The 26,343-nt window shown below is 73.6% G+C and carries 21 protein-coding genes; 12 read left to right on the forward strand and 9 right to left on the reverse strand.

Annotation, left to right across the window (positions count from 1 at the left end; all coding sequences use genetic code 11):
* Positions 1-269: 269 nt before the first annotated feature.
* From GL259_RS24255 to GL259_RS24265, 3 genes are all read left to right on the forward strand, one after another.
* On the forward strand, positions 270-1,115 hold the full coding sequence (locus GL259_RS24255) for a hypothetical protein (protein ID WP_159535439.1): 846 nt from the start codon (positions 270-272) through the stop codon (positions 1,113-1,115).
* Between the two features lie 473 nt (positions 1,116-1,588).
* Positions 1,589-2,263, forward strand: a complete 675-nt coding sequence (locus tag GL259_RS24260) for an RNA polymerase sigma factor (protein WP_159535440.1) — start codon at positions 1,589-1,591, stop codon at positions 2,261-2,263.
* Positions 2,263-3,384: a hypothetical protein gene (locus GL259_RS24265; protein ID WP_159535441.1), complete on the forward strand. Its 1,122-nt coding sequence runs from the start codon at positions 2,263-2,265 to the stop codon at positions 3,382-3,384. Before GL259_RS24260 ends, GL259_RS24265 begins: the two co-directional genes overlap by 1 nt.
* Before the next feature lie 257 nt (positions 3,385-3,641).
* Here GL259_RS24265 and GL259_RS24270 read toward each other — a convergent pair whose 3' ends face one another.
* The gene (locus GL259_RS24270; RefSeq protein ID WP_159538926.1) at positions 3,642-4,454 is read right to left on the reverse strand and encodes a L,D-transpeptidase family protein; all 813 of its coding nucleotides are present in this window, start codon (positions 4,452-4,454) and stop codon (positions 3,642-3,644) included.
* 404 nt (positions 4,455-4,858) lie between these two features.
* Between GL259_RS24270 and GL259_RS24275 the strand changes: the two genes are divergently transcribed.
* The 3 genes from GL259_RS24275 (at position 4,859) to leuE (ending at position 7,537) form a co-directional block, all read left to right on the forward strand.
* Positions 4,859-6,439 carry a methylmalonyl-CoA mutase family protein gene (locus GL259_RS24275; protein ID WP_159535442.1) on the forward strand — a complete coding sequence of 527 codons (1,581 nt, stop codon included), beginning with the start codon at positions 4,859-4,861 and terminating at the stop codon, positions 6,437-6,439.
* 92 nt (positions 6,440-6,531) lie between these two features.
* Complete coding sequence (locus GL259_RS24280; protein WP_159535443.1) at positions 6,532-6,840, forward strand: hypothetical protein; 309 nt, start codon at positions 6,532-6,534, stop codon at positions 6,838-6,840.
* A gap of 43 nt (positions 6,841-6,883) precedes the next feature.
* Positions 6,884-7,537, forward strand: a complete 654-nt coding sequence (gene leuE / locus GL259_RS24285) for a leucine efflux protein LeuE (RefSeq protein WP_159535444.1) — start codon at positions 6,884-6,886, stop codon at positions 7,535-7,537.
* Between the two features lie 157 nt (positions 7,538-7,694).
* Here leuE and GL259_RS24290 read toward each other — a convergent pair whose 3' ends face one another.
* The 8 genes from GL259_RS24290 to GL259_RS24325 all read right to left on the reverse strand — a co-directional run bounded on the left by GL259_RS24290 (position 7,695) and on the right by GL259_RS24325 (position 18,247).
* Complete coding sequence (locus tag GL259_RS24290) at positions 7,695-8,621, reverse strand: class I SAM-dependent methyltransferase (RefSeq protein WP_159535445.1); 927 nt, start codon at positions 8,619-8,621, stop codon at positions 7,695-7,697.
* 145 nt (positions 8,622-8,766) lie between these two features.
* Positions 8,767-9,855, reverse strand: a complete 1,089-nt coding sequence (locus tag GL259_RS24295) for an acyltransferase (RefSeq protein WP_159535446.1) — start codon at positions 9,853-9,855, stop codon at positions 8,767-8,769.
* A 131-nt stretch (positions 9,856-9,986) separates the two neighbouring features.
* On the reverse strand, positions 9,987-11,342 hold the full coding sequence (locus tag GL259_RS24300) for a polysialyltransferase family glycosyltransferase (protein ID WP_159535447.1): 1,356 nt from the start codon (positions 11,340-11,342) through the stop codon (positions 9,987-9,989).
* 3 nt (positions 11,343-11,345) lie between these two features.
* Positions 11,346-12,311 carry a glycosyltransferase family 2 protein gene (locus GL259_RS24305; protein WP_159535448.1) on the reverse strand — a complete coding sequence of 322 codons (966 nt, stop codon included), beginning with the start codon at positions 12,309-12,311 and terminating at the stop codon, positions 11,346-11,348.
* 44 nt (positions 12,312-12,355) lie between these two features.
* Positions 12,356-14,557: a polysaccharide pyruvyl transferase family protein gene (locus GL259_RS24310; RefSeq protein WP_159535449.1), complete on the reverse strand. Its 2,202-nt coding sequence runs from the start codon at positions 14,555-14,557 to the stop codon at positions 12,356-12,358.
* Positions 14,554-15,807 carry a tetratricopeptide repeat protein gene (locus tag GL259_RS24315; RefSeq protein WP_159535450.1) on the reverse strand — a complete coding sequence of 418 codons (1,254 nt, stop codon included), beginning with the start codon at positions 15,805-15,807 and terminating at the stop codon, positions 14,554-14,556. Before GL259_RS24315 ends, GL259_RS24310 begins: the two co-directional genes overlap by 4 nt.
* Positions 15,808-15,929: 122 nt before the next feature.
* The gene (locus GL259_RS24320) at positions 15,930-17,261 is read right to left on the reverse strand and encodes a polysialyltransferase family glycosyltransferase (protein WP_159535451.1); all 1,332 of its coding nucleotides are present in this window, start codon (positions 17,259-17,261) and stop codon (positions 15,930-15,932) included.
* Positions 17,261-18,247, reverse strand: a complete 987-nt coding sequence (locus GL259_RS24325; RefSeq protein WP_159535452.1) for a glycosyltransferase family 2 protein — start codon at positions 18,245-18,247, stop codon at positions 17,261-17,263. The genes GL259_RS24320 and GL259_RS24325 overlap by 1 nt, the downstream gene beginning before the upstream one ends.
* 198 nt (positions 18,248-18,445) lie before the next feature.
* Here GL259_RS24325 and GL259_RS24330 point away from each other — a divergent pair, with 198 nt between their 5' ends.
* The 6 genes from GL259_RS24330 (at position 18,446) to GL259_RS24355 (ending at position 26,124) form a co-directional block, all read left to right on the forward strand.
* Complete coding sequence (locus tag GL259_RS24330; RefSeq protein ID WP_159535453.1) at positions 18,446-19,753, forward strand: DUF6716 putative glycosyltransferase; 1,308 nt, start codon at positions 18,446-18,448, stop codon at positions 19,751-19,753.
* A 32-nt stretch (positions 19,754-19,785) separates the two neighbouring features.
* Positions 19,786-21,030: an N-acylneuraminate cytidylyltransferase gene (locus GL259_RS24335; RefSeq protein WP_159535454.1), complete on the forward strand. Its 1,245-nt coding sequence runs from the start codon at positions 19,786-19,788 to the stop codon at positions 21,028-21,030.
* A 14-nt stretch (positions 21,031-21,044) separates the two neighbouring features.
* Entirely contained in the window at positions 21,045-21,980 is a 936-nt protein-coding gene (locus GL259_RS24340; protein ID WP_159535455.1) for an N-acetylneuraminate synthase family protein, read from the forward strand.
* Between the two features lie 47 nt (positions 21,981-22,027).
* On the forward strand, positions 22,028-23,092 hold the full coding sequence (locus GL259_RS24345; protein WP_159535456.1) for a hypothetical protein: 1,065 nt from the start codon (positions 22,028-22,030) through the stop codon (positions 23,090-23,092).
* Positions 23,093-23,563: 471 nt separating this feature from the next.
* Positions 23,564-24,793 carry an amidohydrolase gene (locus tag GL259_RS24350; protein WP_159538928.1) on the forward strand — a complete coding sequence of 410 codons (1,230 nt, stop codon included), beginning with the start codon at positions 23,564-23,566 and terminating at the stop codon, positions 24,791-24,793.
* Between the two features lie 281 nt (positions 24,794-25,074).
* A complete protein-coding gene (locus tag GL259_RS24355; RefSeq protein ID WP_159535457.1) occupies positions 25,075-26,124 on the forward strand; it encodes a BMP family ABC transporter substrate-binding protein in 1,050 nt (349 codons plus the stop codon).
* Positions 26,125-26,343: the final 219 nt, after the last annotated feature.

Raw genomic sequence — 26,343 nt, forward strand, 5'->3', positions numbered from 1 at the left:
CGGCGCCCCGCCCGGGCCGGCCGGACCCGGCGGCCCGCGGAGGCCGGCCGGGACCGGTGGACCGAACGGGCCGGTCGTGCCGAACGTATGCCCCGGTCCGGGCAGGACCGCCCGCCCGTGCGGACCGCACGGACCGGGCGGGCCGCCCGGGCCCGGCGGGCCGGCGCGGCCGAGCGAGCCGAGTGGATCGAGCAGGGACGGGAACGGACATGGGTGAACGGCAGAACGACGGCGGGCCGGTGGGCCGTCGGCGTGTGCACCCTGAGGGCATGACGTCCGGGCACCGTGCGGCCGGTCAGGAAGGCCCCGCCACCGGCCGGGATCACGTCGTGGACACCGCCGGCCTCGAGGCGCTGCTCGCCGCCGCGCTGATCCGGGACCCCGTCGACGACGCCGCCGAGCAGCGGGCCGTCGCCGCGTTCCGGGCCGCCCGGGAGGCGGGAGCGCACCACGCGCGCACCCGGCGCCGGGACGACTGGCGGTCCCGCCGGCGGCTCGGGGGCAACTCGGTGAAGGCCGTGCTCTCCGTACTGCTCGGCGGCCTCACCCTCGGCGGGGTCGCGGTCGCCGGGATCGGCGCGACGGGACCGGACACCGACGGCCCCGGGCGGGACGACCGCCGCACCCAGGTCTCTCCCGGCGCGCCCGGTCCGTCCACCGGGGAGTCCGCCGGCGCGGGTTCCGCCTCCGCCGGACCGGACCGCCCTGCCGAGGCCCGGGACACCGAGGCGCACTGCCGCGCCTACGAGCAGGTCGAGGGGCGCGGCAAGGCGCTGGACGCGACGGTCTGGAAGCGGCTCACGGCGGCCGCGGGCGGCGAGGCGAAGGTCGACGCGTACTGCGCCGAGCGACGGGAGCGGGCCACCGCCGGGGCGCGGCCCGGCGGCACCCCGGCACCGGGGAAGAACCCCGGCGGGACCGGCCGGGCCGGAAACAGCCCCTCCGGCGACGCGCGCGACGAGGCCCCGGCCACCGCCCCGGGCAACGCCTCGGCCGGCGCCGGCGGGTCCGGTGCGGGCGGGGCCGGCGACGCCCCGGGCGGTTCCGGCGCGGCGGACGGCGGCTCGGGCGACCCTCGGGGCAAGCCCGCCCGGCCGGGCGCCGGCACCCCGTAACGCACCGACGCGCCCCGCTGACCGGGGAGGACGGGCGAGTGGCCGGGAGAAAGTGAAGGTTGCGCGGTTGTGCGCGTGCGGACGCCCGCGTGCCGTGGAACGCCTCCGTGGAGGTCCTCGCACCGCCGACGTCCTCGCGCCGAAACCGCCGGGGCAACGGCCGGGGCCGCCACCCCCCACAGGAGAGGCCCCGGCCGTCGCGCGGTACGGGCCGCGCGGCGGCCCGTACTTCCTACAGCGCCGAGGGTGCGTTTTCTGTCACACCCCGCTGTGTCACGGGTTAGTTGCATCTTGGACGGACATGGACGGAGACAGGTTTCAGGTCGTAACGTGCCTTTCGCGCCAGGTCGCGGCGGACACATGACCACGAACCGCCCGCGGCCGGAGACCGCAACCACCAATGGGGCAACCACGACGGCGAACGACCCGGCCCGCGAGAGCGGCGCCGGCTGAGGCGCAGAAGGGCGCGCGCGGTGCTGGGGGACGACGCGGAGCTGACCGCCGCGGTGCGTGCGGCACAGGACGGGGACGAGACCGCGTTCCGGACCGTGTACCGCACCGTGCACCCGAGGTTGCTGGGGTACGTACGGACGCTCGTCGGCGAGCCCGACGCCGAGGACGTGGCGTCCGAGGCGTGGCTGCAGATCGCCCGTGACCTGGAGCGGTTCACCGGTGACGCGGACCGGTTCCGCGGCTGGGCCGCCCGGATCGCCCGCAACCGCGCGCTGGACCACATACGCATGCGCGGGCGCCGTCCCGCGATCGGCGGCGACGAGACCGAGCTCACCGGGCGGGCCGCCCAGTCCGACACCGCGGGCGAGGCCATCGAGGCGCTGGCCACCGACGGCACCTTCTCCCTCATCGGCCGGCTGCCGCAGGACCAGGCCGAGGCCGTCGTGCTGCGCGTGGTCGTGGGGCTCGACGCGAAGACCGCCGCCGAGACGCTGGGCAAGCGCCCGGGCGCCGTGCGCACGGCCGCGCACCGTGGCCTGAAACGGCTGGCCGAGCTGCTCGGTGACGATCCGGAGGCCCGTCCGGAATCCGCCGGGGTGCTCGACGCCCTTCCGCCCCAGAGAGAACCACGCCGTCGTACGGTGACGTCCGCGAGTGTGACGCAGATGCGAGCGCGGACGCAGAAGGACATGTGATGGCCGACGAGCAGCACAGGTGGCTGGACCGTGAGACGGCGGAGCGCCTGCTGAACGGAGAGCTCCCCGAAGCCGCCGACCCCGTCGCCCGTGACCAGGCCGAACGGCTCGCCAGGACGCTCGGCGCCCTCTCCGCCCCACCCCCGTCGGCCGGCGGCGAACTCCCCGGCGAGGCCGCCGCCCTGGCCGCCTTCCGCGCCGCGCGCGAGGAACGCGCGGAGCGCGCCGCGCCGGACGCGGACGGCGGCCGCCACGCCGGAACCCGGCTCCCCGGCGCCGGGCCGGTCCGGCTCGGCGCCCCGCGCGGCGGCCGTTCCGGAACCTTCGGCGGACCCCGCTGGACGCGCCCCCTGCGCGTCGGGCTGGCCGCCGCGCTGACGGTCGGGATGGTCGGCGGCGCCGCGGCCCTGGCCGGAACCGGAGTCCTGCCGACCCCGTCCGACGGCCCCGGGGCCGACCCGGCCACCTCCGCCACGGCCACCGGCACCCCTTCCGAACGTCCCCTGGTGTCGCCCCCGCCGACGGAGGGCACGCCCGGGGGCGGCCCGGACCGGGACTCCCGGGGCGCCGCCGGCACCGCCCGGAACGGGCCGGGCGCGCAGGGCGACGAGGACACGTCCGGGTCGGGGGAGTCCGGCCCGGACGCCGACGACCCCGCGGCCCTTTCCCGGGGCGGCTGGAAGCAGATCGCCTCGGCCTGCCGCGACCTCCGGGACGGCAAGGGACTGGGCGGCGACCGCAGGCGCCTCGTCGAGGGCGCGGCGGGCGGCCCCTCCCGTGTCGACACGTACTGCGAGGACGTCCTGTCCACCCCCGGCACCGGTCCCACGGTCCGGGAACACGCCGATGACGAGGCCCGGCAGGGCAGCGGCAGCAACGGCGACGGTGGCGGCAACGGCACCGGCGGTGACAACACCGACGGCGGCGGCACCGGTGCCGGCAGTGGCAACGGTGTCGGCAGTGGCAACGGTGTCGGCAGTGGCAACGGTGTCGGCGGCGGCCACGGCGACGCCCAGGGCGAGGGCGGCGGGAACGGCGGTCAGGGCGGCCAGGGCGGTCAGGGCGGTCAGGGCGGCCAGGGCGGAAAGAACGGCGGGAACGGCAAGGGCCGAGGGGAGTGAGGGCGGTGGTGACGGTCCCGACCGTCCCGTCACACGCCTCTGACCTGCAGTTCTCCCTTCCTCTGAAATTTTCTCGCCGACGGGTGTGACGTTTTCGGCGCCCGTGACGCAGTAATGAATGAGCCGACTGGTCATCGGCTGTCGCACGGAGCCGGGGTTCCCCCCGTACCCGCGGCTCGTGCACCTCGGCGCGGGCGGGACACGTTCCCCCGGTCCCGCCCGCGCCCGCATCCTCCCCGTCCCGTTCCCCGCGCCCCTCACCAGTGCACGACGACCCTGTCGCCGTTGCGCACCTGCGCGTACAGCCGGGCGATCGCCGCCTCGTCCCGCACGTTGACGCAGCCGTGCGAGGAACCGGCGTAGCCGCGGGCGGCGAAGTCGGCGGAGAAGTGCACGGCCTGTCCGCCGCTGAAGAACATGGCGTACGGCATGGGCGAGTCGTAGAGCGTGGACACGTGGTGCCGGGACTTCCAGTAGACGCGGAAGACACCCTCCCGGGTCGGCGTGTACTCCGAGCCGAAGCGGACGGGCATCATCGAGACCGTCCGCCCGTCGACCATCCAGCGCAGGGTGCGGCTCGACTTGCTGATGCACAGCACCCGGCCGGTCCGGCAGCGGGCGTCGGGCGCGTCGGCCGGCTGGCCGCCCATCAGGTACAGCTCCCACCTGCCCGGCTCGCGGGTCATCCCGAGCAGCCGCCGCCAGGTGACGGAGTCGGTCATGCCGGTCCGCGGCAGCCCGCGCTTGCCCTGGAAGCCCCTCACCGCCTCCTCCGTCGGCCCGTCGTACGTCCCGGTGGGGCCGTGGAGGAGCCAGGCCACCTGACGCAGCCGGGCCTGGAGCTCGCGGACGTCGCGGCCGGAGTCGCCGGGGGACCACAGCACGCGGGGGGACCCCTGCTCCGGCGCGGTGCCGGACCGGTCGTCACCGGCCCCGGACGCGTGCGCGCCGTCGCCGTCCGGGGCACGGGGCGCGGACGGCGTCCCGCCCGGCAGTTCGACGCGCACCGGCGGCCCGCCTTCGCCGTCCGTGCCGGCGGGCTGCACCGTGCAGCCCGCCAGGACCGCCAGTGCCGCCAGGGCGGCGAGCGCTCCCGCCCCGCCCGTCCCGCACCCGCGGGCCTCCCCGCCCGTCCTCCGCACGCGAGCCTCCCCGCCCGTCCTCCGCACGCGAACCCCCCGTCGTCCCGCCGGCTGCCGCCCCCGGTCGTCAACCGAGATGTTCCCCGGACGTGACCGCGGCCGAACCACGGTGCATGGTGGTGAGTGACCGGAAGACGACCGCCGAGGCGGACGAGGCGGAGGCTGTGAGCGGGGTCCCACCGGAGCTGTGAGGAAGGTCCCAGCCTGCGCCTCTCCACCGGGCCGTGCGCGCACCGCTACAGTCCGTCGGAGGGTCGGTCCGTACTGATGAGTAACTGACGAGTAACGGCCGAGCGAGTCGAGCAACGCTGCTCAGTGGGAGGCATCAGACCATGGCGCGCGAGTCGGAGTCCGGACTGCCCATCGAACCGGTCTACGGGCCGGAGGCTCTCGAGGGCTGGGACCCGGCCGAGAAGCTGGGCGAGCCGGGGGCGTACCCCTTCACCCGGGGCGTGTACCCGACGATGTACACCGGCCGTCCCTGGACGATGCGCCAGTACGCCGGTTTCGGCACGGCGACGGAGTCCAACGCCCGCTACCAGCAGCTGATCGCCAACGGCACGATGGGCCTGTCGGTCGCCTTCGACCTGCCCACCCAGATGGGCCACGACTCCGACGCCCCGATCGCCTCGGGCGAGGTCGGCAAGGTGGGCGTGGCCATCGACTCGATCGACGACATGCGGGTGCTGTTCGGCGGGATCCCGCTGGACAAGGTCTCCACGTCGATGACGATCAACGCCCCCGCCGCGCTGCTGCTCCTGCTCTACCAACTGGTGGCGGAGGAGCAGGGCGTCCCGGCCGACAAGCTCACCGGCACGATCCAGAACGACGTGCTGAAGGAGTACATCGCGCGCGGGACGTACATCTTCCCGCCCAAGCCGTCGCTGCGGCTGATCGCCGACATCTTCAAGTACTGCCGGGCCGAGATCCCGAAGTGGAACACCATCTCGATCTCCGGCTACCACATGGCCGAGGCGGGCGCCTCCCCCGCGCAGGAGATCGCGTTCACCCTCGCGGACGGCATCGAGTACGTGCGCACGGCGGTCGCGGCCGGCATGGACGTCGACGACTTCGCGCCCCGCCTGTCCTTCTTCTTCGTGGCCCGGACGACGATCCTGGAGGAGGTCGCCAAGTTCCGCGCGGCCCGCCGGATCTGGGCGCGGGTGATGAAGGAGGAGTTCGGCGCGAAGAACCCCAAGTCGCTGATGCTGCGCTTCCACACGCAGACCGCGGGCGTGCAGCTGACGGCCCAGCAGCCCGAGGTGAACCTGGTCCGCGTCGCCGTCCAGGGCCTGGCGGCCGTCCTCGGCGGCACCCAGTCGCTGCACACCAACTCCTTCGACGAGGCGATCGCCCTCCCCACCGACAAGTCCGCCCGCCTCGCCCTGCGCACCCAGCAGGTCCTCGCCTACGAGACGGACGTGACCGCGACCGTCGACCCCTTCGCCGGCTCCTACGTCATCGAGAGGATGACCGACGAGGTCGAGGCCGCGGCGCTGGAGCTGATGCAGAAGGTCGAGGACCTCGGCGGCGCGGTCAACGCCATCGAGCACGGCTTCCAGAAGAACGAGATCGAGCGCAGCGCCTACCGCATCGCCCAGGAGACCGACTCCGGCGAGCGCGTCGTGGTCGGCGTCAACCGCTTCCAGCTCGACGAGGAGGAGCCCTACGAGCCCCTGCGCGTCGACCCCGCCATCGAGGCCCAGCAGGCCGAACGCCTGGCGAAGCTCCGCGCGGAGCGCGACCAGCAGGCGGTCGACTCGGCGCTGGCGGCCCTGAAGAAGGCGGCCGAGGGCGAGGACAACGTCCTGTACCCGATGAAGGAGGCGCTGAAGGCCCGGGCCACGGTGGGCGAGGTGTGCAACGCCCTCCGGGAGGTCTGGGGGACGTACGTGCCGTCGGATGCCTTCTGAGCCGGCCCGTTCCTCCGTATGAGTGAGCACGGGCGGAAGCGGTCCGCCCCCGGTGACGCTCGTCGGGAGCGGGCCCCGAAGAGGAGCACGCCATGGCCGTGCTGCAGCAGGAGCTGACCCCGGGCGAAGCCGCCGACCGGCTCGCCCGTGCACTGCCTGGCCACCGCGTGGAGATTCTCCGGGGGAGGCTCGCTGCGACACCGCCAGACGAGGACTTCCGCGACGCCCGCGTCACGAAGAACCACTACGCGCCGAACGTCTTCCGCATGGTCGTCGAGACCACGTCGTCCGACCGGTCCGACGACCTCGGCCCCGAGGCCGAGTGTCACGCCCAGGCCGGCATCCCCGCATCCGTCGGCGTCACCCTCGACCTCTCCGCCGACGCCCTTCTCGACGGCTGAAACACCGGAGCGGAGCGTCGTACCCCCGTGCGACACTCCCTCCATGTTCGGCGTCATCGATCTCCCCACCTACCTGGCGGGCCTGGTCCTCATCGTCCTGCTGCCCGGCCCCAACTCCCTGTACGTCCTCTCCGTCGCCGCCCGCAGGGGCGTGCGCACCGGCTACGCGGCGGCGGCCGGTGTCTTCACCGGGGACGCCGTCCTGATGACGCTGGCGGCGCTCGGCGCGGCCTCGGTGCTCACCACGACGCCGCTGCTGTTCCTGGTGGTGAAGTACGCCGGTGCCGGATACCTGGCGTGGATGGCGTACGGCATGCTGCGCTCGGCGTGGAGCATGTGGAAGACGCGGGGCGAGCCGGTGCCGGCCGAGGCGGCCGACGCGGTGCCGTCCGCCGAGGAGCGTCCCTACCGCCGTGCCCTGGTGGTGTCGCTGCTCAACCCGAAGGCGATCCTCTTCCTGATCTCCTTCTTCGTGCAGTTCGTCGACCCCGGTTACGCCTACCCCGCGCTCTCCTTCGTCGTCCTCGGCGCCCTGCTCCAGACGGCCAGCTTCCTGTACCTGTCGCTGCTGATCTTCGGTGGCACCCGCCTGGCCGACGCGTTCCGCCGCAGGCGGCGGCTGGCGGCCGGGGCCACCTCGGCGGCCGGCGCCCTGTTCCTGGGCTTCGCGGCGAAGCTGTCGCTGGCGAGCGCGTAGGGACCCGGGAACCGGCCGGACCGGGCGGGGACGGCTCCGGGCGGCCGCCGCCCGCCGCGAGGGCCCCGGCGTCGCCGAACGGGCCCGCCCCAGGGCCGGCTTCGCGCCCGGCGGACGTCCCGGGCACGCCGCCCGTGGACGTCGCGTACCGCGTGTGTCAGGAGGCCCGCAGGAACGCCGAGAGCGCCGCCTTGCCGAGGTAGGTGAAGCGGGTGTCGCCCGTGAGGTGCTTGTCCAGGGCCTCCTTGATGCCCGGCCACTTGGGGTCGCCGAAGTCGTCGAGGACGACGATCGCGCCGGGGGCGGCGATCTCCTCCGCCCACTGGAGGTCCTTGGCGACGCCCTCGGCCGAGTGGTCGCCGTCGACGACGATCACGCCGTAGCGGCGGTCCGAGACGGCCGCGCGGGTGCCGGGGTCCTCGGAGAAGCCCTTCTGGATCCGGGCGGCCGTGCCCGCCGGACCGGCCAGGGCGAGGTTGGTGCGGACGGCGTGCTCGTCGACCGGGGTGCCGGAGGGGTCGGAGCGCCGCGGGGTGCCGGGCTGGAGCTGCACGCCGGCGAACGGGTCGACGATCGTCACGCTCGGACTGCGGCCGTCGCGCTCCATCATCCGGATCAGCCCGGTGGAGAACATGCCGTGGAGCGTGCCGATCTCGAGGATCTCGTCGTTCGGCGGGTCGAGCAGGGGGATCGTGCCGAGCTTGCCGCAGATGTTCATGGTGCCGCCGGCGATCCGGCCGACCCCGAGCGACTCCAGCCCGACCAGCAGCCGGTACGCGGTGGCGACGTTGCGGACGGCGGCGTCCCGGTCCCCGGCCAGCTCCGCCACCTCGGACTGCAGGCGGTTCAGCGGGCCGGGGCTCACGATGCGGGAGAGTCCGCGGCCGGAGGAGCCGAGCAGCAGGTCGAGGGTGAGCTGCTGACGCCTCATCACCTCGAGGGCGTCCCGGAGCCGCTCCCTGTCCGCCGCGTCCGCGGCCGCCGCCGAGCGGATGCGGCGCTCGATGCGCCGGTCGATGAGGTCGGCGACCGGCCGCAGCAGACGCCGTGATGCCGAACTGGTGAGCAGGGAGCGGCTGTTCATGAACCGGAGACCTCGATCCGTCGGAAGCTCGGTGGGAGTGGTGCGGCTCGCGGGTTGAGGACAGGCTAGGCGGGCGCCGACGGAGGGGAAGGGACGCGGAGTTGAGCGACGTGCGAACAAGTGGCGAACTCCGCATGGAGACGAGTCAGCCGAGCAGACGCCGCAGGTTCAGCTTGCCCCACAGCAGGCTGGTGGCGAACGACAGCGCCATGACCGCGACCAGCAGGCCGACCAGCAGCAGCCCCGCCACCGGTCCGCTCAGGTCCGGCGACACCAGCGGGGTGACGATCTCCTCGACGAACAGCACGTGCACCATGTACGCGCCGAGCGCGGCACCGGCCAGCTTCCGCAGCAGCGGCCGCCACTTCTCGGGGATCCGGACCCTGCTGACCAGGAGCAGTACGCAGATGCTCATGGCGGCGACGAACAGGTGCGCGTTGGGCATCACGTAGTGGATCTGCGTGTTGTACCACAGGGCCCCGGCCATGGTGACCGGCAGCAGGACGTACAGCGGCCACCGCCACCGCACGGCCCCGGCGGGGAGGGCGAACAACAGCGCGCCGCCGACCGCGTACACCAGCGAGTAGGTGCCGAAGCCCCAGGCCACGGGCGGCGTCTCCCGGCCCGTGACCTCGGTGAACGTGGTCAGCACGCTCGGCAGGACCGCGATGCCGAGCAGCGCGGCCCCCAGCCCCCAGGGCCGCTTCCCGGCCTTGATCAGCATCGCGAAGGCGAGCAGCGCGATGATCGGGATGTAGGTGTACATGAACCACAGGTGGTAGGCGGGCTGCACGGAGCCGAACAGGGAGTGGGTCGCCAACTCGGTCATGGGCCGGTCGTTGCGGTCCCGCAGCCAGGCCCAGACCAGGTAGACCGCCGTCCACACGAAGAGCGGAACGGTGTTGCGGACGATCCTCTGCCACATCCGGGCGCTGTCGCGCGGGGGCGCGCCGACCAGCACGGCCCAGCCGGCGATGGCGAAGTACAGGGGAACGGCGAACGGGTTGATCGCCTCGGCCACGTGGCCCGCCCAGTACGACCCGGAACCGTTGGCCGGGTCGTTCCCGGTGGAGCGGATGAACTGGGCGCCCACGTGCCCCAGCATGATGGTGGCGGAACAGATCAGCCGCATCAGGTCGATGTCGAGGCGGTGTTCCCGTGGTGCGGCGGGGATCTGCTCGGAAGGGGGGCTGCTCTGCTGCTGCGGCAGGCGCACGGCGGTGTCGTTCGGCACCGCGCAACTCTCGGGGCGTCCGGTGTACGCGAGTTGAAGAACGGGTGACCCCGCCGTGGCGGATGGGACTCGGTTGGCCGAGCGGGGCGGAGGGGGGCGCCGCTGCCGTCGGCTCCGGCCCTCCGCCCGCCTCACCCCCTCCGGACGCCGCGCCGTACCGCCTTGCCCACCACGCGCTTCGCACGGCTCACCCGGAGCTTCGCGCGCGAGCGCGGGCGGCTGCCGGGCAGACCGAGCTCGGCCAGCCGCAGTTCGGGGAAGTAGTGGCCGGGGCTGCCGGCCAGGTTGTCGCGCAGCCAGTCCGCCGTCGACTCCCGCAGCCGCGCGTACGTCTTGGGCTGCATGCAGAAGCCGATCGCCCGGACCAGCGGCGACAGCGTCTCGGGGGCCGTGCCGACGAGGGCCGGGGTCTGCCCGCTCTCCAGGTCGGGCACCACGTGGTCGATCACGGCCAGCGGCACGCGGTTGCTGTTCGGGTAGGGCTTGAGCCGCCGCATCACCAGCGCGGTCCCGACCCGGGCGACGGGCACGTCGTAGTAGGCCGAGGCGGTCACCATCGCCGTCGAGAAGCAGCCGACCACGAGCGCGGGACGGCAGTGGTGGTACAGCGTCTCGGCCAGCAGCGGCGCGTCCAGCACGGTGAGCCGGACGCCCGCGTCCGCCGCCGCCTTGCTCAGCGCCGCCGAGTAGCCGGCGGGGGCCGTCGGGTGGGGCTTGAAGACCACGGACCGGTGCCCGGCGCGCACGGCCCCGGTGAGCATGCGGACGTGGAGGTCCTCCTCCTCCTGCGCGCTCAGGATGTTGATCGCCGCCAGGTACTGGCCGAGGAGCACGGCCGTCGGCGCCTCCTCCAGGACGGGAGCGAGCCGCGGGTCGTCCGCCGCGTCCCGGGAGATCTCGTCGAGCACGCCGCGGAACGCCTCGTCCGGGACGATCTCCGGCTCGACGCCGTACTCGGACAGCAGCAGCGGCCTCAGCCCGGGGATCAGGTCCAGGTGGAGCAGCCGCCGGATGCGGCGCGCGATGGTGAGCGGCAGCTTCTCCCGGGTCGGGCCGTAGCTCATCAGGCCGTCGGCGTACACGTCGACGGCGGCCTCGGAGAAGATCGCCGTCAGCGCGCGGGCCGGATTGACCTGGATCGACTCGACGGCGAGCTCGATCATGTCCCGTTCGTCGATGTCCCACAGCAGACGGAACGCCCGCTGCCACAGCACCGTGTCGTTCCCGCGCGGACCCCAGTTGCTGGGGTGGTACGGGCTGATCGCCTCGTTCCAGCTGACCACCGAGTCGAACCGGTCGGCTATCGGCCCGTAGCCGTGCATCTCGTCCATGCGCAGCGCCGTCTCCGGTACGGCGGCGTTGTTGGAGACCAGCAGGATGCGCCGGGCTCCGCCGCGCGGTCCGAACAGGCCCGCGTCCAGCGCCGCGGCGAGGGTGGCCGCTCCGTAGAGGGTCGAGACCTGGAAGATCTGGGTCGTGTGGGGCATGGATCAGGCAGCCTTCCGCCCGTCACGCAGGCGGCTGAGCAACCTGCTCCGTGTGCTGTCGATGGTCTTGAGGGTCTCCTCCAGCGCCTGCTCGGGCATCCGCTGGAGCGCGGCCCGCGCCTCGCGCCGCAGCCGCTGGGCCGCCGCGGGCTCGTACTCGTTCACCTTGCCGATGTGGAAGGCGATCATGGCGCAGTAGGTGCGTACGGCCTTGAGGAGGAAACGGTCGGCCTCCCGGTCCTGCTGCACGTCCCGCAGCAGCGTGTCGTACGCCGGGATGAAGTCCAGCTGACGGTCGTCCTTGATCTGGGTGAGCGAGGTCGCCACGCCCCGCCGGTAGAACACCCCGTGCAGCCCCAGGGACGCGTACGTCCTGGCCTTCAGGTGCAGCCGCCAGATCCACAACCGGTCCTCGGCCGTGCGCAGTTCGGTCGCGAAGCGCATGCCGCCGTCGGCGAAGAGGTGGCGGCGGTAGATCCCCGCCCAGACGAAGGGGTAGTCGACCATCGTCTCGGTGTCGGCGGGCGCGATCCCGTCGCGCGGATCCATCACGGCGTTGCGCACGGCGGCCGGGGGCCGCCGGATCACCCGTTCGGTGCCGGTGGCCTGGACGTGATCCGTGCGGGCGAAGTCGCAGCCCAGCTCCTCCATGGCCCGCACCATCCCGGCGAGGTGGCGCGGTCCGTACCAGTCGTCGCCGTCGAGGAACGTGATGAACTCGCCGTCGGCCGCGTCGATGCCGCTGTTGCGCGCCTGGGCGATGCCCTTGTTCGTCTCGTGCCGGATCACCCGCGCGCCCGGGAGCTTCTCCGCCCACTGGTCGATCACCCAGGGCGTGGCGTCCGTGGAGCAGTCGTCGACGAGCAGGAACTCGAAGTCCGGGTGCGCGTTGGCGGCGAGGCTGCGCAGGGTGCTCTCGGCGAAGGCCTCCACATTGTGCATGGGGACGACGACGGACAGTTTGGGCACGTGGTTCTCTCTTTCGGAGCTCGTAGCGGCGGTGGTGCGATGGCTCATGCCGGGCCGAAGGTCCCCCTGAGTTCGTCGAGGTTCGACCGGGTGGTCTCCCACAGGGCCTTCTGCGCGTCGTGCACGTCCGCCACCGCGGCCGCGTGGTCGTCGAGGAGCGCCGCCGCCCGCTCGGTGAGCCGGGGGCCGAGTTCCCGGTCGTGCACGGACAGCCCCCACTCCTCGCGGCCGATGTCGGACAGGAAGTAGGCGAGCTTGGGGTGGGAGACGAGGCTGAGGATCGGGGTGCCGCAGCCGAAGGGGATCATCCCCGCGTGCCCGCGCATCCCGATCACCAGCCGCGACCGGCGGTACAGCTCGCGGATCCCGTCGTTCGACATGTCGTACAGCTGCTCCACGGGCAGGGCGACGCCGTGCTCCCGGCGCAGGTCGTGCACGAACTTCTCGTCGGCGGGCATGTGGGCCGCGTACCGTACGTCGGCCCGGTCCCGCAGGCCCTTCAGCGCGCCGGCCATCTGGGCGAGGAAGTGGCCGTAGTCGTGGCCGAAGCGCAGCCCCGCGCGGTCGTACGCGCAGTTGACCAGGACGGTGTCGTCCCGCTGCACCGGGTCGGCCCAGCCGGGGAGGAGGTGGCGCGCCACCGTGGTCGGGCAGGGCTGGTAGCGCACCCGGTCGCGCAGCTCCTCGGGCAGCAGCTCGCGGACCCGGTCGATCGAGCCGTGGTTGCGCAGCCCGAAGAACGCCGACCGCTCGACGAGCACCCGCAGGCTCTCGGCGAACCGGTTGCGGCGGTAGAGCTGCCCGTCGAACACGTTGTAGCCGACCGCGAACACCGCCAGCGGTGCGGTCAGCCGGGCCAGGAGGCCGTCCGGGACGTTCCACTGCCAGTGGCTGTTGCCGTTGGGGGAGGTGTCCGGCAGGAAGAGCCCGCCGCCGCCCACGACCACCCCGCGCCGCGCGTTCAGCCGCTCCAGCGCCGCCTCGTCGACCAGCCGGTGCACCGGCTGCTGGTACCAGCGGCGCGGTCCGGTGTCGGTGCCGAAGCACAGCCGCACGGCCTCGGGCAGGACCTTGTCGCCCGCGTTCTCCTGGCCCTCGGCGAACAGCGCCACGTGGGCGAGCTGCTCCGCGGCGGGAGCCGGCTCCGGCTGCTCCTCGGGGCCCCGGGCGCGGGTACGGACGTACCAGCTGTGGCACCCGGCGTCGGTGGGGTCGGCCTCCAGACCCGCCCGGGCGTAGGCGTGCGCGTCCTCCTCCCGTCCGCACAGCCACGCCAGGCGGGCGAGCTGGGCGAAGGCGCGCGGGGCGACGTCGGGCGACGCCGCCGCCAGCAGCAGCCGCGCCTCGGCCTCGTCGTAGCGAGACACCGCCATCAGGCAGACGCCGAGCGTCTCCTGGCAGCGCGGCGCGTCCAGCCGGTCGCCGACGACCGGGGCGAGGACGTCGACGGCCTCGTCGTAGCGGCCCTGCCTGCGGTACACGTCGGCGACCGTGCGGGCGAGGTCCAGGGAGGGGCGCGCCCGCAGCAGGGGAGGGGCGAGATGCGCCAGGAGGTCGGGGTGCTTGTCGCCGGACAGGGCGCAGTAGGCGGCCCGGAACTCCTCGTCGCCCATCTCGAAGCGGCGCCGCGCCTCGGTGGCCGGACCGTACCCGGGCTCGTCGAACGGGCCGGTGAAGTGCAGGACCGCGACCCCCTCGGGCACCGGCGTGTCGTCGTACAGCCGGTGGGTGAGGAAGTCGTACCGCGCGTCGAGCGGCGTCAGGACGTCCTCGGGCACCACGTCGGTCCCGTCCGGCACGGCGCCGTCCGCGTCGGCGCGCTGGACGACCAGCAGGCCGTCCGGCAGCACCGCACGCCGCCCACCGCTCCGTCCGTCCCAGAGCGACTGCGGTACGGCGCCCACGCCGTGCCGCATCCGCAGCAGCTCGCCGAGGTCCCCCAGCACGACCATGGCGGGGGAGAGGGCGACGACGGTGTCGTAGCCCTCCAGCCGCAGGACGTCCGCCCGGCCCTCCGCCCGGCGCGTCACCACGCGCGGGTGCAGCCGGCGCAGCGCGTCGAACGAGGCGTCCGGCAGCCCGGGGTGCAGCACCACGAAGTCCTCGCACACGCCCGGGTTGGTGAGCACCAGGCTGCGCAGCAGCGTGGGCAGGGCGGGCAGGCGGTCGGAGTCGGTGTGGACGGCGAAGGCGATCCGGCGTCTGCCGGTGACGGTGCTCCGGTCGTCCGCCAAGGGGTGGGTCATCGCAGGGCGATCCTCATCTTGCTGTCGTCGACGTGCGTCGCGCGGTCCATGACCCACTCGGCCTCCCTCGGCCGCAGCCGGCCGGGCTTGTCGAAGCCGATGAGGTCCAGGCGGGGGCTGACGTCCAGGAAGTCCAGGAGCCGCAGGACGGTGAAGGCGGCGGTGGTCCCCGTGTCCCAGTCCTCGCCCAGCAGCGCCGGGTCGTTCAGGGGCCGGCGCAGGGAGGCGTCGCCCACGTGCTCCTGCGCACCGGGCACGAGCCGCTGCCGCGTGGCGCGCCGCCACGCCGCGGCCGGGTCGCCGAACACCAGCCGGATGCCGGCCGGCCGCGTCCAGGCGGGGCCGTCCCAGGGGGCGTCGCCCCGCAGCGAGACGGCGTGCAGGCCGGTGCGCTCGCCGGTGCCCTCCGCCTGGATGCGGAAGGAGTCGCAGCGCACCACCAGGTCGTAACGGTCGATCTCGGCGCCCAGCGCGCTCCCGGCGACCTCCGCGGCGTTCGACACCAGGCACACCGTCCGCCCCGCCACCAGCTTGCGCAGCCCGCCGACGCCGACGGGCGTGCTCCCGCCGAGCAGCGGATCGGGCATCCCGGGCCGCTCGACGAGCCGGCGGTACGTGCCGTACAGCTCCAGCAGGCGCCGCACGGCCGGGTCGCCCATGCCGCGCTCGGCCACCCGCGCCCGTACGCGGGCGGCGAACTCCGGCGCGGCGACCGCGGTGGGCCTCCCCGTCAGGTCGTGCGGCGCGGCGCCGGGCCCGGGGAGGAACGCGGCGGCCTCCCGCAGGCACGCCCGCCGGCGCCGCAGCGTGTCGATCCTGCGGGTGACCTCCTCGGCCGCCTCGCCGTCCCGCAGCAGCGCGAGGTGGCGCTCGTAGCACTCCAGCGCCTCGTCGTCGCGGCCGAGCCCGTCCAGCGCCCGGCCGCGCAGCCGCCACGCGCCCCTGGAGCGCTGCCGGATCCCGGTCGCCGTCTCCGCGACGCCCAGGGCCAGGGCGAGTCCGTCGTCCCCGCCGGCCTCCAGCGCGCGCTCGCCGACCTGGAGCAGGGCGTCGAAGGGATCGGCCGACGGGGCGTCGAGGGAGCCGACGAGGACGCCGACCGCCCGGGTGAGCCGGGCGTCCCGGACCGTGGGCCGACCGTCCCGCGCCGCGAGGTACTCACCGCACAGGCGCACGCCCCGGGCGTACAGATCCCGCCTGGCGGCCTCCTTCTGCCGTGCCGTGAACAATCCCGCCAGGGGGTTCGCCATGCTTCCACCGTCCTCCGATCGGAGGCCGAATGTGCCCCAGCGCGGCGGTCCGCCGGTGGCTTTCGGGTGGACAACGGGTGAACAGTCCCCCTCGAACGGCCGGCCGGGCGTCGTGGGCCCGCTCAGCGCCGCACGGCCTTCTTCAGTGCCCGCGCCCGCCGCACCATCCGGCGCGCGGTGGCGTTGCGGGACAGGGACGCCAGCCGCTTGGGGATGCCGCCGGGCAGTCCCAGCGAGGTGAGCCGCTTGCGCTTGAACCAGTGCCGGGTGCGCGGGCCGAAGTGCTGGGCGAGGTAGCGCTCGGCGGCCGGGCGCAGGGACGGGTGGATCTGCGGCTGCATGGTGAAGCCGAGCGCGGTGACCAGGTCGTTCAGCTCGCCGGCGGGAGGGGTGTCCGCACCGCCGCCGGACTCCAGGTCCGGCAGCAGCGCGTCGGCCAGGACGGCCGGGACGCGGTCGCCGTTCTGGTAGGGCGTCATCCGTTCCAGGAGCCGCTCGGTGCCGGTGCGGGCGACCGGCAGGCCGTAGAGCGCGGACGCCGTGAACAGCGCGGTCGAGAAGCAGCCGACGACCAGCGCGGGCCGGGACCTCTCGAACAGCACCTCCGCGGGGACGGGGGAGTCGACGACGGTGAGGTCCACCCCGAGCTCCTGCGCCCCGGTCCGCAGCGCGCGGCCGTGGCCGGCCGGTGCGGCCGGGTGCGGCTTGAACACGAGGGCGCGGTGGCCGCGTCCGGCCGCCCCCCTCATCATCCGCAGGTACAGCTCGGCCTCCTCCCCCGGGGAGAGGACGCCGAGCGCGGACAGGGGCTGGCCGAGCAGCAGCGCCGAGCCGTCCGGCAGCGCGGGCAACCCCTCGGCCGCCTCGGACACTTCGCCGACCGCCTTCAGGAAGGCGTCCGCCGGCACCGTTCGGGCCGGCACGCCGAACTCGGTCAGCAGCATCGGCGTCAGGCCCGGCACCAGGTCCAGGTGCAGCAACTGCCGTACGCGCGTGCCCACCAGCGGGTCGAGCTTGCCGCGCGTGGGACCGTAGCTCATCAGCCCGTCGGCGTAGACGTGGACCGGGGCCCCGGTGAACACCTGGGCCACCGCGAGGGCCGGCGGCACCGCCAGGGACTCCAGGACCAGCTCCACGCGGTCGCCGCCGAGCCCCCACAGCTTCCGCAGGTGGCGTTCCAGGAGCGGGACGTCGTCGGCGCGGGGCGTCCAGGCCCCCGGATGGAAGGGAGTGACGGCCTCGTTCCACGACAGCACGTCGTCGAAGTGGCCGCGCAGCGGCGCGAAGCCAGGCATCTCGTCCGGCGCCGGGGTGGCCTCCGGGACCGCGGCGTCGTTGCAGACCAGCAGCACCCGCCGCTCCGCCTCGGGGAAGCAGTCGGACTCGATCGCCGCCGCCAGCGTGAGCAGGCCGTACGGCGTCGAGGCGCAGAAGATCCGGGTGGTGCGCGACATCAGGCGGCCCCCTTCGGCGTGCCGGCACGGCGCCGCAGCCGCCGCAGCCGGGTGGAACGGTCCATGTCCATGCTCTCCAGTACGCCGTCGAGCGCGTCCTGCGGCATGCGGCGCAGCGCCGCCGCGCTCATCGCCCGCAGCCGCCTGGCCACGGCCGGTTCGAACTTGTCCTCCTCGGCCAGGTGGTGGGCCATGATCGCGCAGTACGTCCGCACCGCCTTGGGCAGCAGCCGGTCGGCGTCCCGGTCCGCCGCCGTCTCCTCGACGATCTGGTCGAAGGCGCGGATGAAGTCGAGCTGGCGGACGTCGCCGATCCGGGTGAGGGAGGAGGCGACCCCGCGCCGGTAGAACACGCCCAGCAGGCCGACCACGGCGAACGACTCCGCCTCGCGGTGCAGCTTCCAGGTCCACGGCCGGTCCTCGGCCGTGCGCAGCCCCTCGGTGAAGTGCAGCAGCCCTCGCTCCAGGAGCCGCCGGTGGTAGGCGCCGGCCCAGACGGACACGTAGTCCACCGCGGTCGTGCGGTCCGCGGGCAGGATCGCGTCCCGCGGGTTCAGCACCTCGTTCCGCAGGCCGACCGGGACCCGGTGCACGGACCGGGCGCGGCCGGTCACCCGCACGTGGTCGGTGCGCACGAAGTCGCAGCCCAGCTCCTCGACGGCCGCCACCAGTTCGGACAGGTACCCCGGAGCGAACCAGTCGTCGCCGTCCAGGAAGGCCAGGTACTCGCCCCGCGCCGCGTCCAGGCCGGTGTTGCGCGCGGCGGCGATCCCGCCATTCCTGTCACGGCGGATGTAGCGCACCTGCGCGACGCCCGAGAGGTCCTCGGCCGCACGCTCGAGAATCGCCGGGGTCTCGTCGTCGGAATGGTCGTCGACCAGAACGAACTCGAAATCCGGCCGGGCGTTCGCGTGAAGACTTCTGAGGGCGTCCGGGGCGTATTGCCGAACATTGCAGAACGGAACGATCACGGAGAGCTTTGGCACGCGCAGAACACTAGGAGGCCGCCCGGCGGGACAACTTTCCGGTATCCGTACGGGGAGTGAACTCCGTGTGTCGGTACGGTGCATCGCGCCTACGTCCCCGGTTTCCGCGGGCCGGTTCGGCTCTCGGTGGGGTGTTGTTAACTTTTCGTTGATTCACGGTTGGGCCGTACCTAGAATTCGCTTCCTAGCGTCTTCGACGTGCCAGCAAGTGCAACGAAGCCCCTCAGGGTCGCGGTTCTCGCGGATTCCGACACCCGGTGGAAATGGGGCGCGCTCACCGCCGACCGCGTCGCGCCGCGGGAAATCCGTCTGGACGGATACCTGCTGCGGGGCCGCGCCACTCCCACCGCCCGCCAGCTCGGCGAGGTCGGCGTCCGAGCGGACTCGCTCCGCGAGGTGACCGCCGTCGAGTTCCTGCGCGCGATGCACGAGGAGTCCTACGACGTCCTCGTGCTCGCCCTGGTCGGCGGCGGTGTGCAGGCGATGCTGCACGGTCTCAAGCGGGTCTGGGAGGACCGGCCGCAGCGCCCCGTCGTCGTCACCGGATACGTCGGCGTCGTCTACGAGAAGCTCGCCGACGGCCTGCTGCTGCGCCACGGCGCCGACCTCGTGCTCGCCAACTCCCGCCAGGACGCGGACCGGTTCCGCGCCGTGTACGAGGGAGTGGGCGCCGACGCCTCCTCGGTGACCGAGGTCGCGCTGCCCTTCCTCGGCGGGGCCGCCTACACCGGCGAACATGAGCCCTACACCGTGGTCTTCGCGGCCCAGCCCTCCGTCCCGGAGACCCGCAGGGACCGCACGTACCTGCTGAACCGGCTGGTGCAGCACGCCCGCCGGCACCCCGAGCGCGAGGTGCTGCTCAAGCTGCGCTCCAAGCCCGGCGAGCACACCACCCACATCGAGGAACTGCCCTACCAGAAGCTGTCCCAGCGGCTCGACCTGCCGCCCAACTTCCGCCTGGTCTACGGGCACATGGGCGAGGTCCTCGACCGCACCGACCTGCTGGTCACGGTCAGCTCCACGGCCGCCCTGGAGTCGCTGCACCGCCGCATCCCCACCGTGGTCCTCACCGACCTCGGGGTGCGCGAGGCGCTCGGCAACCACCACTTCGTCGGCTCCGGCTGCCTCGCCTCCTGGGACCAGCTCGACGCCGGGCACCGCCCGGAACCCGACGAGGCGTGGGTGGCGCGACAGGGCGTCGCCGCCGACGGCTCGTACGCCACCGCCTTCGACGCGGCCCGCGAACGCATCGCCAAGCTGCTGGAACGCCCCGGCGGACTGCCCCCGCTGACCCCGTACTACACGCCCGTCACCGCGCCCGGCTACCTGCCCGGCATCCTCGCCCGCCACCACCTCGGCCCGGACGGCACCCCGCTGCCCGGCGCCCCCGCCGCCGACAGGGAGCCCGGTCCGGTCCGGCAGATCGTGCGCCGGGCGGCGCGCGGCGCCTACCGGCACGGCGTGCAGCGCGTGGCCCCGGTGATCCGCCGGATGGGCGAGCTGTGACCGCCCCGACCCCCGCTCAAGGAGCTGATCCCATGTCCGACCCGCAAGCGGGCCAGGTCCCCCCGGTGCGCCGGGTGCTCGCGGTGATCCCCGCGCGCGGCGGCTCCAAGGGCGTGCCCGCGAAGAACCTCGCCCCCGTCGGCGGCATACCGCTGGTGGCACGGGCCGTGCGCGAGTGCCGCGCCGCCCGGTACGTCACGGACGTCGTCGTCTCCACCGACGACCAGGCCATCGCGGCCGCCGCCCGGCAGGCCGGCGCCGAGGTCGTGCTGCGGCCCGCCGCCATCGCCGGCGACACCGCCACCTCCGAGGCGGCCGTCCTGCACGCCATGGAGTCCCACGAGGCCCTGCACGGCGCCCCGGTGGACGTCGTCCTGCTCGTGCAGTGCACCAGCCCCTTCCTCCTGCGCGAGGACGTCGACGGGGTGGCCGGCGCGGTCGTCGAGCAGGGCGCCGACACCGCGGTCACCGTCGCCCCCTTCCACGGCTTCATCTGGCGGGACGCGGCGGACGCGGCGGACACGGACACCGCCGGGGGCGGTCACGGCGTCAACCACGACAAGTCCTTCCGCCCCCGCCGCCAGGACCGCCCTCAGGACCTGCTGGAGACCGGCGCCGCCTACGCCATGGACGCGGCCGGCTTCCGCGAGCACCGGCACCGCTTCTTCGGCCGCACCGAACTCGTGCGCACCGACCCGGCCCGCGTCCTGGAGATCGACGACCCGCACGACCTCGCCCGGGCCCGCGCCCTCGCCCCGCTCTTCGACGCGGACAGGCCCGGCGCCCTCCCGACCGCCCAGGACATCGACGCGGTCGTCCTCGACTTCGACGGCACCCAGACGGACGACCGGGTGCTGATCGACTCCGAGGGACAGGAGTTCGTCTCCGTGCACCGCGGGGACGGCCTCGGCATCGCGGCCCTCAGGCGCAGCGGCCTGAAGATGCTGATCCTGTCCACGGAACAGAACCCTGTGGTCGCCGCCCGCGCGCGCAAGCTCAAGCTGCCCGTGCTGCACGGCGTCGACCGCAAGGACCTCGCGCTGAAGCAGTGGTGCGAGGAGCAGGGCATCGCGCCGGAGCGCGTGCTCTACGTCGGCAACGACGTCAACGACCTCCCGTGCTTCGCCCTCGTCGGCTGGCCCGTGGCGGTCGCGAGCGCCCACGACGTCGTACGCGGCGCCGCACGCGCGGTCACCACCCTCCCCGGCGGTGACGGCGCGATCCGGGAGATCGCCGGCTGGATCCTCGGTCCCTCTCTCGATTCCCTCCCCAAGTAAGGAAACCCCCTGTCATGAGCAACTCCCGCATCCGCACCTTCGGTTCGCGCGAGGTCGGCCCGGGCCGCCCCGTCTACATCTGCGGCGAGATCGGCATCAACCACAACGGTGAGCTGGAGAACGCCTTCAAGCTCATCGACGTGGCCGCCGAGGCCGGCTGCGACGCCGTGAAGTTCCAGAAGCGCACGCCGGAGATCTGCACCCCGCGCGACCAGTGGGACATCGAGCGCGACACCCCCTGGGGCCGGATGACCTACATCGACTACCGCCACCGCGTGGAGTTCGGCGAGGACGAGTACCGCCAGATCGACGAGTACTGCAAGGAGAAGGGGATCGACTGGTTCGCCTCCCCGTGGGACACCGAGGCCGTCGCCTTCCTGGAGAAGTTCGACGTCCCCGCCCACAAGGTCGCCTCCGCCTCCCTCACGGACGACGAGCTGCTGCGCGCCCTGCGCGCCACCGGCCGCGCGGTGATCCTCTCCACCGGCATGTCCACCCCGAAGCAGATCCGCCACGCGGTCGAGGTCCTGGGCAGCGACAACATCCTGCTGTGCCACGCCACCTCGACCTACCCGGCGAAGGCCGAGGAGCTGAACCTGCGGGTCATCAACACCCTCCAGCAGGAGTACCCGAACGTCCCGATCGGCTACTCCGGCCATGAGACCGGCCTGCAGACCACCCTCGCCGCCGTCGCCCTCGGCGCCGTCTTCGTCGAGCGCCACATCACCCTGGACCGCGCCATGTGGGGCTCCGACCAGGCCGCCTCCGTCGAGCCGCAGGGCCTGCAGCGCCTGGTCCGTGACATCCGCACCATCGAGGCGTCCCTCGGCGACGGCGTGAAGAAGGTCTACGAGTCCGAGCTGGGCCCGATGAAGAAGCTGCGCCGTGTTCCCGGGGTGGTCGCCGAGGCGGAGATCGCGACGGCGGCGGGCGAGCCGCTGACGGTCTGAGCGCACCCCCTCCCCCACCCCCTTACGACGGGAACGGTCGTACGTAGATGAGCCCCCGCGCCGGAAAGGCCGGCCCCCACACCCTCGCCTTCGTCGAGAGTCCGGTACAGCTGCTGAACGTGCTGGAGTGGGCGCACGCGCACGCCTCCGGCGCGGGGCTCACCCTCGTGGTGCTGTCCCCGGTCGACCCGATGACGCGCGGCCAGCTGCGCCGCATGTCCGAACTGGCCCGCGAGGAGGGCCACGAGGTCCGCTGGGAGGAGGCCCGGGGCGGACCGGCAGCGCCGCTGCAGACGATCGGCGGCCTGGCCGGACCGCTCCGCCGCGCCTCCCGGATCGTCCTCGGCGACCCCTTCTCGCGGTACGTGCAACTGCTGCTGACGATCACCCGGGCCCGCGACCTCGTCGTGGTCGACGACGGCACGGCGACCATGGAGTTCGTCGGCCAGCTGGCCCGGGGCGAACGCCTGGTCCGCTGGCACCGCAAGGGCGGCCGCCCCGGCCCCCGGGACCTGCTCCTCGCCCCGGTGTCGGCCGCCGCCCGGCACCGGCTCACCCCGGACGACAAGCGCCGGGTGGAGGTCTTCTCCTCGATGCCGATGGAGGACACCCCGCCCGGCGTCACGCTCACCGCCCACACCTTCGCCTGGACCCGGGCCCGCTTCGGACCGCCCCGCATCACCCAGGGCGCCGACATGGTGGGCACCTCCCTGGTGGAGACCGGCGTGGTGGACGCCGACGCCTACCTGACGGCCGTCCGCTCCCTGGCCGGGGCGCACGGCGCGAAGCGCTACTTCGCCCACCGCCGGGAGAGCACGGACAAGCTCCACCGCCTGGCGGTCGAGACGGGACTGGAGATCGTCCGCCCCGAACTCCCCCTGGAGCTGATAGCCCGTCGCGGCCCCATCGGCCGGACCGTCGTCAGCTTCCCGTCCACGGTCGTCCACACCCTCCCGCTCGCCCTGTCCGGCACCGAGGTCACCGTCGCGGTCTGCGACATCGACCCCGCCTGGCTGACCCGGAACGCCTCCCCCCGGGCCCAGGGCTTCCTGTCGAACGTCACGGGCACGGCGAAGGACGCCCACCACCTGTCGGCGGTGCCGGCGGTCTGACCGCACGCCCGCCCCGTCCGGCCCCGCGGTCCGGCGTGCCCGGCCCCGGGTGTCCGGCCCGGCGCCGGGCACGCCGGACGGCGCGCGGGCGCCTGCGCCGGGATGCGCGAGCCCCCCCGCCGGACGGGCCGTCCGGCCGGCCGCCCCGTCCCCCCGAGCCGCCCCGTCCGGCCGCCCCGTCCGGGCGGCCGGTTCCGTGTCCTCCGAATGAACCGGTCCGCGTGGGCTGGGCCGAGCGTGGTAACCGTGGAGGAGTGGACGGATACCGGAATCGCGACGCAACTGTGATCGACATCACGATGTGGCAGGTCACACGGTCCCCACCTCCGCAAAAGACCGGAAAGTTTACCCATCCCGGTTGACGGCCATGCGTAGGGCGATCGGATTTTCTTCCCCTAACGGACTGATTTTTCTTGATCGGGGGTCGGTCGACAGTCCCGGAGCCCTACCCTTCAAAGGGTGAAACCACTGATGTCACTGGAGTCCGAGGTCGATCTTCCCGGCGGAGCGGTCCTCCCCGGGGCGCTGCCCGAGGCCCTGCGTGCCGAGCTCGTCGCGTTCCGCCGCGACCTGCACATGCACCCGGAGCTCGGCAACCAGGAGTTCCGCACGACCGCCGCGATCAAGGAACGGCTGGAGCAGGCCGGGCTGAAGCCGCGCGTGCTCTCCAGCGGGACCGGCGTGATCTGTGACATCGGGACGGACGACGAGGCCGGCACCGACTCGGGGATGCTGGCCCTGCGCGCCGACATCGACGGCCTGCCCATCCCCGACATGAAGACCGAGTGCCCGTACCGCTCCACCGTGCCCGACCGCGCGCACGCCTGCGGCCACGACGTGCACACCACCGTGGTGCTCGGCACCGGTCTCGTCCTCGCCGAGCTGCACCGCCAGGGCCTGCTGCCCCGGCCCGTGCGGCTGATCTTCCAGCCCGCCGAGGAGGTGCTGCCCGGCGGCGCCGCCGACGCCATCGCGGACGGCGCGCTCGACGGCGTCGGCCGGATCGTGGCCGTGCACTGCGACCCCCGGGTCGACGCCGGGAGGATCGGGCTGCGCGAGGGGCCGATCACCTCGGCCTGCGACCGGCTGGAGATCACCCTCGACGGTCCCGGCGGCCACACCGCCCGCCCGCACCTGACCACCGACCTGGTCACCGCCGTCGCCCGCGTCGTCACCGACGTGCCCGCCCTGGTCGGCCGCCGCGTCGACAGCCGCAGCGGTCTCGCCGTGACCTGGGGCCGGATCGAGTCGGGCCACGCGCCCAACGTCATCCCGCAGCACGCCGAACTCTCCGGCACCGTGCGCTGCCTGGACCTGGAGACCTGGCGGCAGGCCCCCGACATCGTGGTCGCGGCCATCGACGAGGTGGCCAACCTGCACGGCGCCAAGTCGGAGATCAACTACGTCCGCGGCGTCCCGCCGGTCGTCAACGAGGCCGGGGCCACCGCGCTGCTGCGCGACGCCATGGTCGCCCGGCGCGGGGTGGACTCCGTCGAGGGCACCGAGCAGAGCCTGGGCGGCGAGGACTTCTCCTGGTACCTGGAGCAGGTCCCCGGCGCGATGGCCCGCCTCGGCGTCCGTCCTCCCGGCGAGCGCACCGTGCGCGACCTGCACCAGGGCGACTTCGACGTCGACGAACACGCCATCACGGTGGGCGTGGAGCTCTTCACCGCCGCCGCCTTCCTCGACGCCCTGCGCTGACCCCTGCCGTCCCCGTGGCCCCTGCCGTCCCTCCCGCGCCCCCTCCGGTTGCAGTGCGGGCGGGGGAGGGGCAGCGTGGGTCGCGTGCCGCACAGGCATGCGCGCCGCCCCGGTCGCCCCTTTCGATCCTCCGTGGCCGGCTGGTTCACAAGGGCGTAACCGGCCATCGGCACGAATGGATAACGGCCCCGGGGTACCCCGTTCCCATGAGTGTCTACGCGCGTTAATGTGCGCCGAACCGAGCACCCGCTGCGGGGCTTTGGAGGAATGGGGAACTTCAGATGCGTCGGATATCCAAACTGACCCGCGTCGCGGTGGGGGTCGCCTCGCTCGCCCTCGCCGCCACCGCCTGCGGCGGCACCAGCAGTGAGAACAACGACGGCGGCGGCTCCAAGGAAGACCTCGGCCTCGCCATCGCCTACGACATCGGCGGCAAGGGCGACCAGTCCTTCAACGACGCCGCCTACGCGGGGCTCACCAAGGCCAAGGACGAGTTCGGCTACAAGACCGCCGACGTCGAGCCCACCGAGGGCGAGACCGACGCGGACAAGGAGCAGCGCCTGGCCTCGCTGGCCCGCCAGGGCTACAACCCGGTCATCGGCGTCGGCTTCGCCTACGGCCCCGCGATGAAGGCCGTCGCCGCCAAGTACCCGAAGACCACCTTCGGCATCGTCGACTCCGTGGTCGAGGGCGACAACGTCGCCTCCCTGGTCTTCGCCGAGGAGCAGGCCTCCTACCTCGCCGGCGTCGCCGCCGCCAAGGCCACCAAGACCAAGACCGTCGGCTTCGTGGGCGGCGTGGACATCCCGCTGATCCACAAGTTCGAGGCCGGCTACAAGCAGGGGGTGCAGGACACCGACCCCGAGGTCAAGGTGATCCCGCAGTACCTGACGCAGACGGCGGAGGAGGGCGGCTTCTCCAGCCCCGACAAGGGCAAGGCCGCCGCCGAGGGCCAGATCGAGAAGAAGGCCGACGTCGTCTACCAGGCGGCCGGCCTGTCCGGCCAGGGCGTCATCGAGGCCGCCGCCAAGGCGAAGGTCTGGTCGATCGGGGTCGACTCCGACCAGTACAAGCAGGAAGCCCTCGCCGCGTACAAGGACTACATCCTCACCTCCGCCCTGAAGGACGTCGGCGGCGCGGTCTACACGCTGGCCAAGTCCGTCGAGGACGGCAAGCCGCTGACCGGCACCCAGGTGTTCGACCTCAAGGTGAACGGTGTCGGCCTGTCCGAGAGCAACCCGAAGATGGCCGAGGTCCCCGGCCTGACGGACGCCGTGGCCAAGGCCGAGGAGGGCATCGTCGACGGCTCGATCAAGGTCAGGACGGAGTAGCCCGTCGAGGCCGGGACCGGGTGACGGAACCGACCGCGGCGCGGTCCACGGACCGGCCGTGACCCATCACACGAAACACGAAGCGGGCGGGCGCCCCGGAGCGCCCGCCCGCTTCGCCGTGCCCGCGGCCGGCGCCCTCACGTCACCCACCGCCACCCCGCCTTCGCTGTCGGCGATGCCGTGACCAGGGTTCCCGGGCGGCTTGGGCACGGCCGGATA

The sequence above is a fragment of the Streptomyces sp. Tu 3180 genome, from assembly GCF_009852415.1.
Lineage (GTDB): Bacteria > Actinomycetota > Actinomycetes > Streptomycetales > Streptomycetaceae > Streptomyces.

What these genes read in the sequence shown, in the direction of transcription:
- GL259_RS24255 (WP_159535439.1), top strand. Translation starts at nt 270, where the DNA reads ATGACGTCCGGGCACCGTGCGGCCGGTCAGGAAGGCCCCGCCACCGGC.
- GL259_RS24265 (WP_159535441.1), top strand. Translation starts at nt 2,263, where the DNA reads ATGGCCGACGAGCAGCACAGGTGGCTGGACCGTGAGACGGCGGAGCGC.
- GL259_RS24275 (WP_159535442.1), top strand. Translation starts at nt 4,859, where the DNA reads ATGGCGCGCGAGTCGGAGTCCGGACTGCCCATCGAACCGGTCTACGGG.
- GL259_RS24280 (WP_159535443.1), top strand. Translation starts at nt 6,532, where the DNA reads ATGGCCGTGCTGCAGCAGGAGCTGACCCCGGGCGAAGCCGCCGACCGG.
- leuE (WP_159535444.1), top strand. Translation starts at nt 6,884, where the DNA reads ATGTTCGGCGTCATCGATCTCCCCACCTACCTGGCGGGCCTGGTCCTC.
- GL259_RS24290 (WP_159535445.1), bottom strand. Translation starts at nt 8,621, where the DNA reads ATGAACAGCCGCTCCCTGCTCACCAGTTCGGCATCACGGCGTCTGCTG.
- GL259_RS24300 (WP_159535447.1), bottom strand. Translation starts at nt 11,342, where the DNA reads ATGCCCCACACGACCCAGATCTTCCAGGTCTCGACCCTCTACGGAGCG.
- GL259_RS24310 (WP_159535449.1), bottom strand. Translation starts at nt 14,557, where the DNA reads ATGACCCACCCCTTGGCGGACGACCGGAGCACCGTCACCGGCAGACGC.
- GL259_RS24315 (WP_159535450.1), bottom strand. Translation starts at nt 15,807, where the DNA reads ATGGCGAACCCCCTGGCGGGATTGTTCACGGCACGGCAGAAGGAGGCC.
- GL259_RS24320 (WP_159535451.1), bottom strand. Translation starts at nt 17,261, where the DNA reads ATGTCGCGCACCACCCGGATCTTCTGCGCCTCGACGCCGTACGGCCTG.
- GL259_RS24335 (WP_159535454.1), top strand. Translation starts at nt 19,786, where the DNA reads ATGTCCGACCCGCAAGCGGGCCAGGTCCCCCCGGTGCGCCGGGTGCTC.
- GL259_RS24340 (WP_159535455.1), top strand. Translation starts at nt 21,045, where the DNA reads ATGAGCAACTCCCGCATCCGCACCTTCGGTTCGCGCGAGGTCGGCCCG.
- GL259_RS24345 (WP_159535456.1), top strand. Translation starts at nt 22,028, where the DNA reads ATGAGCCCCCGCGCCGGAAAGGCCGGCCCCCACACCCTCGCCTTCGTC.
- GL259_RS24350 (WP_159538928.1), top strand. Translation starts at nt 23,564, where the DNA reads ATGTCACTGGAGTCCGAGGTCGATCTTCCCGGCGGAGCGGTCCTCCCC.
- GL259_RS24355 (WP_159535457.1), top strand. Translation starts at nt 25,075, where the DNA reads ATGCGTCGGATATCCAAACTGACCCGCGTCGCGGTGGGGGTCGCCTCG.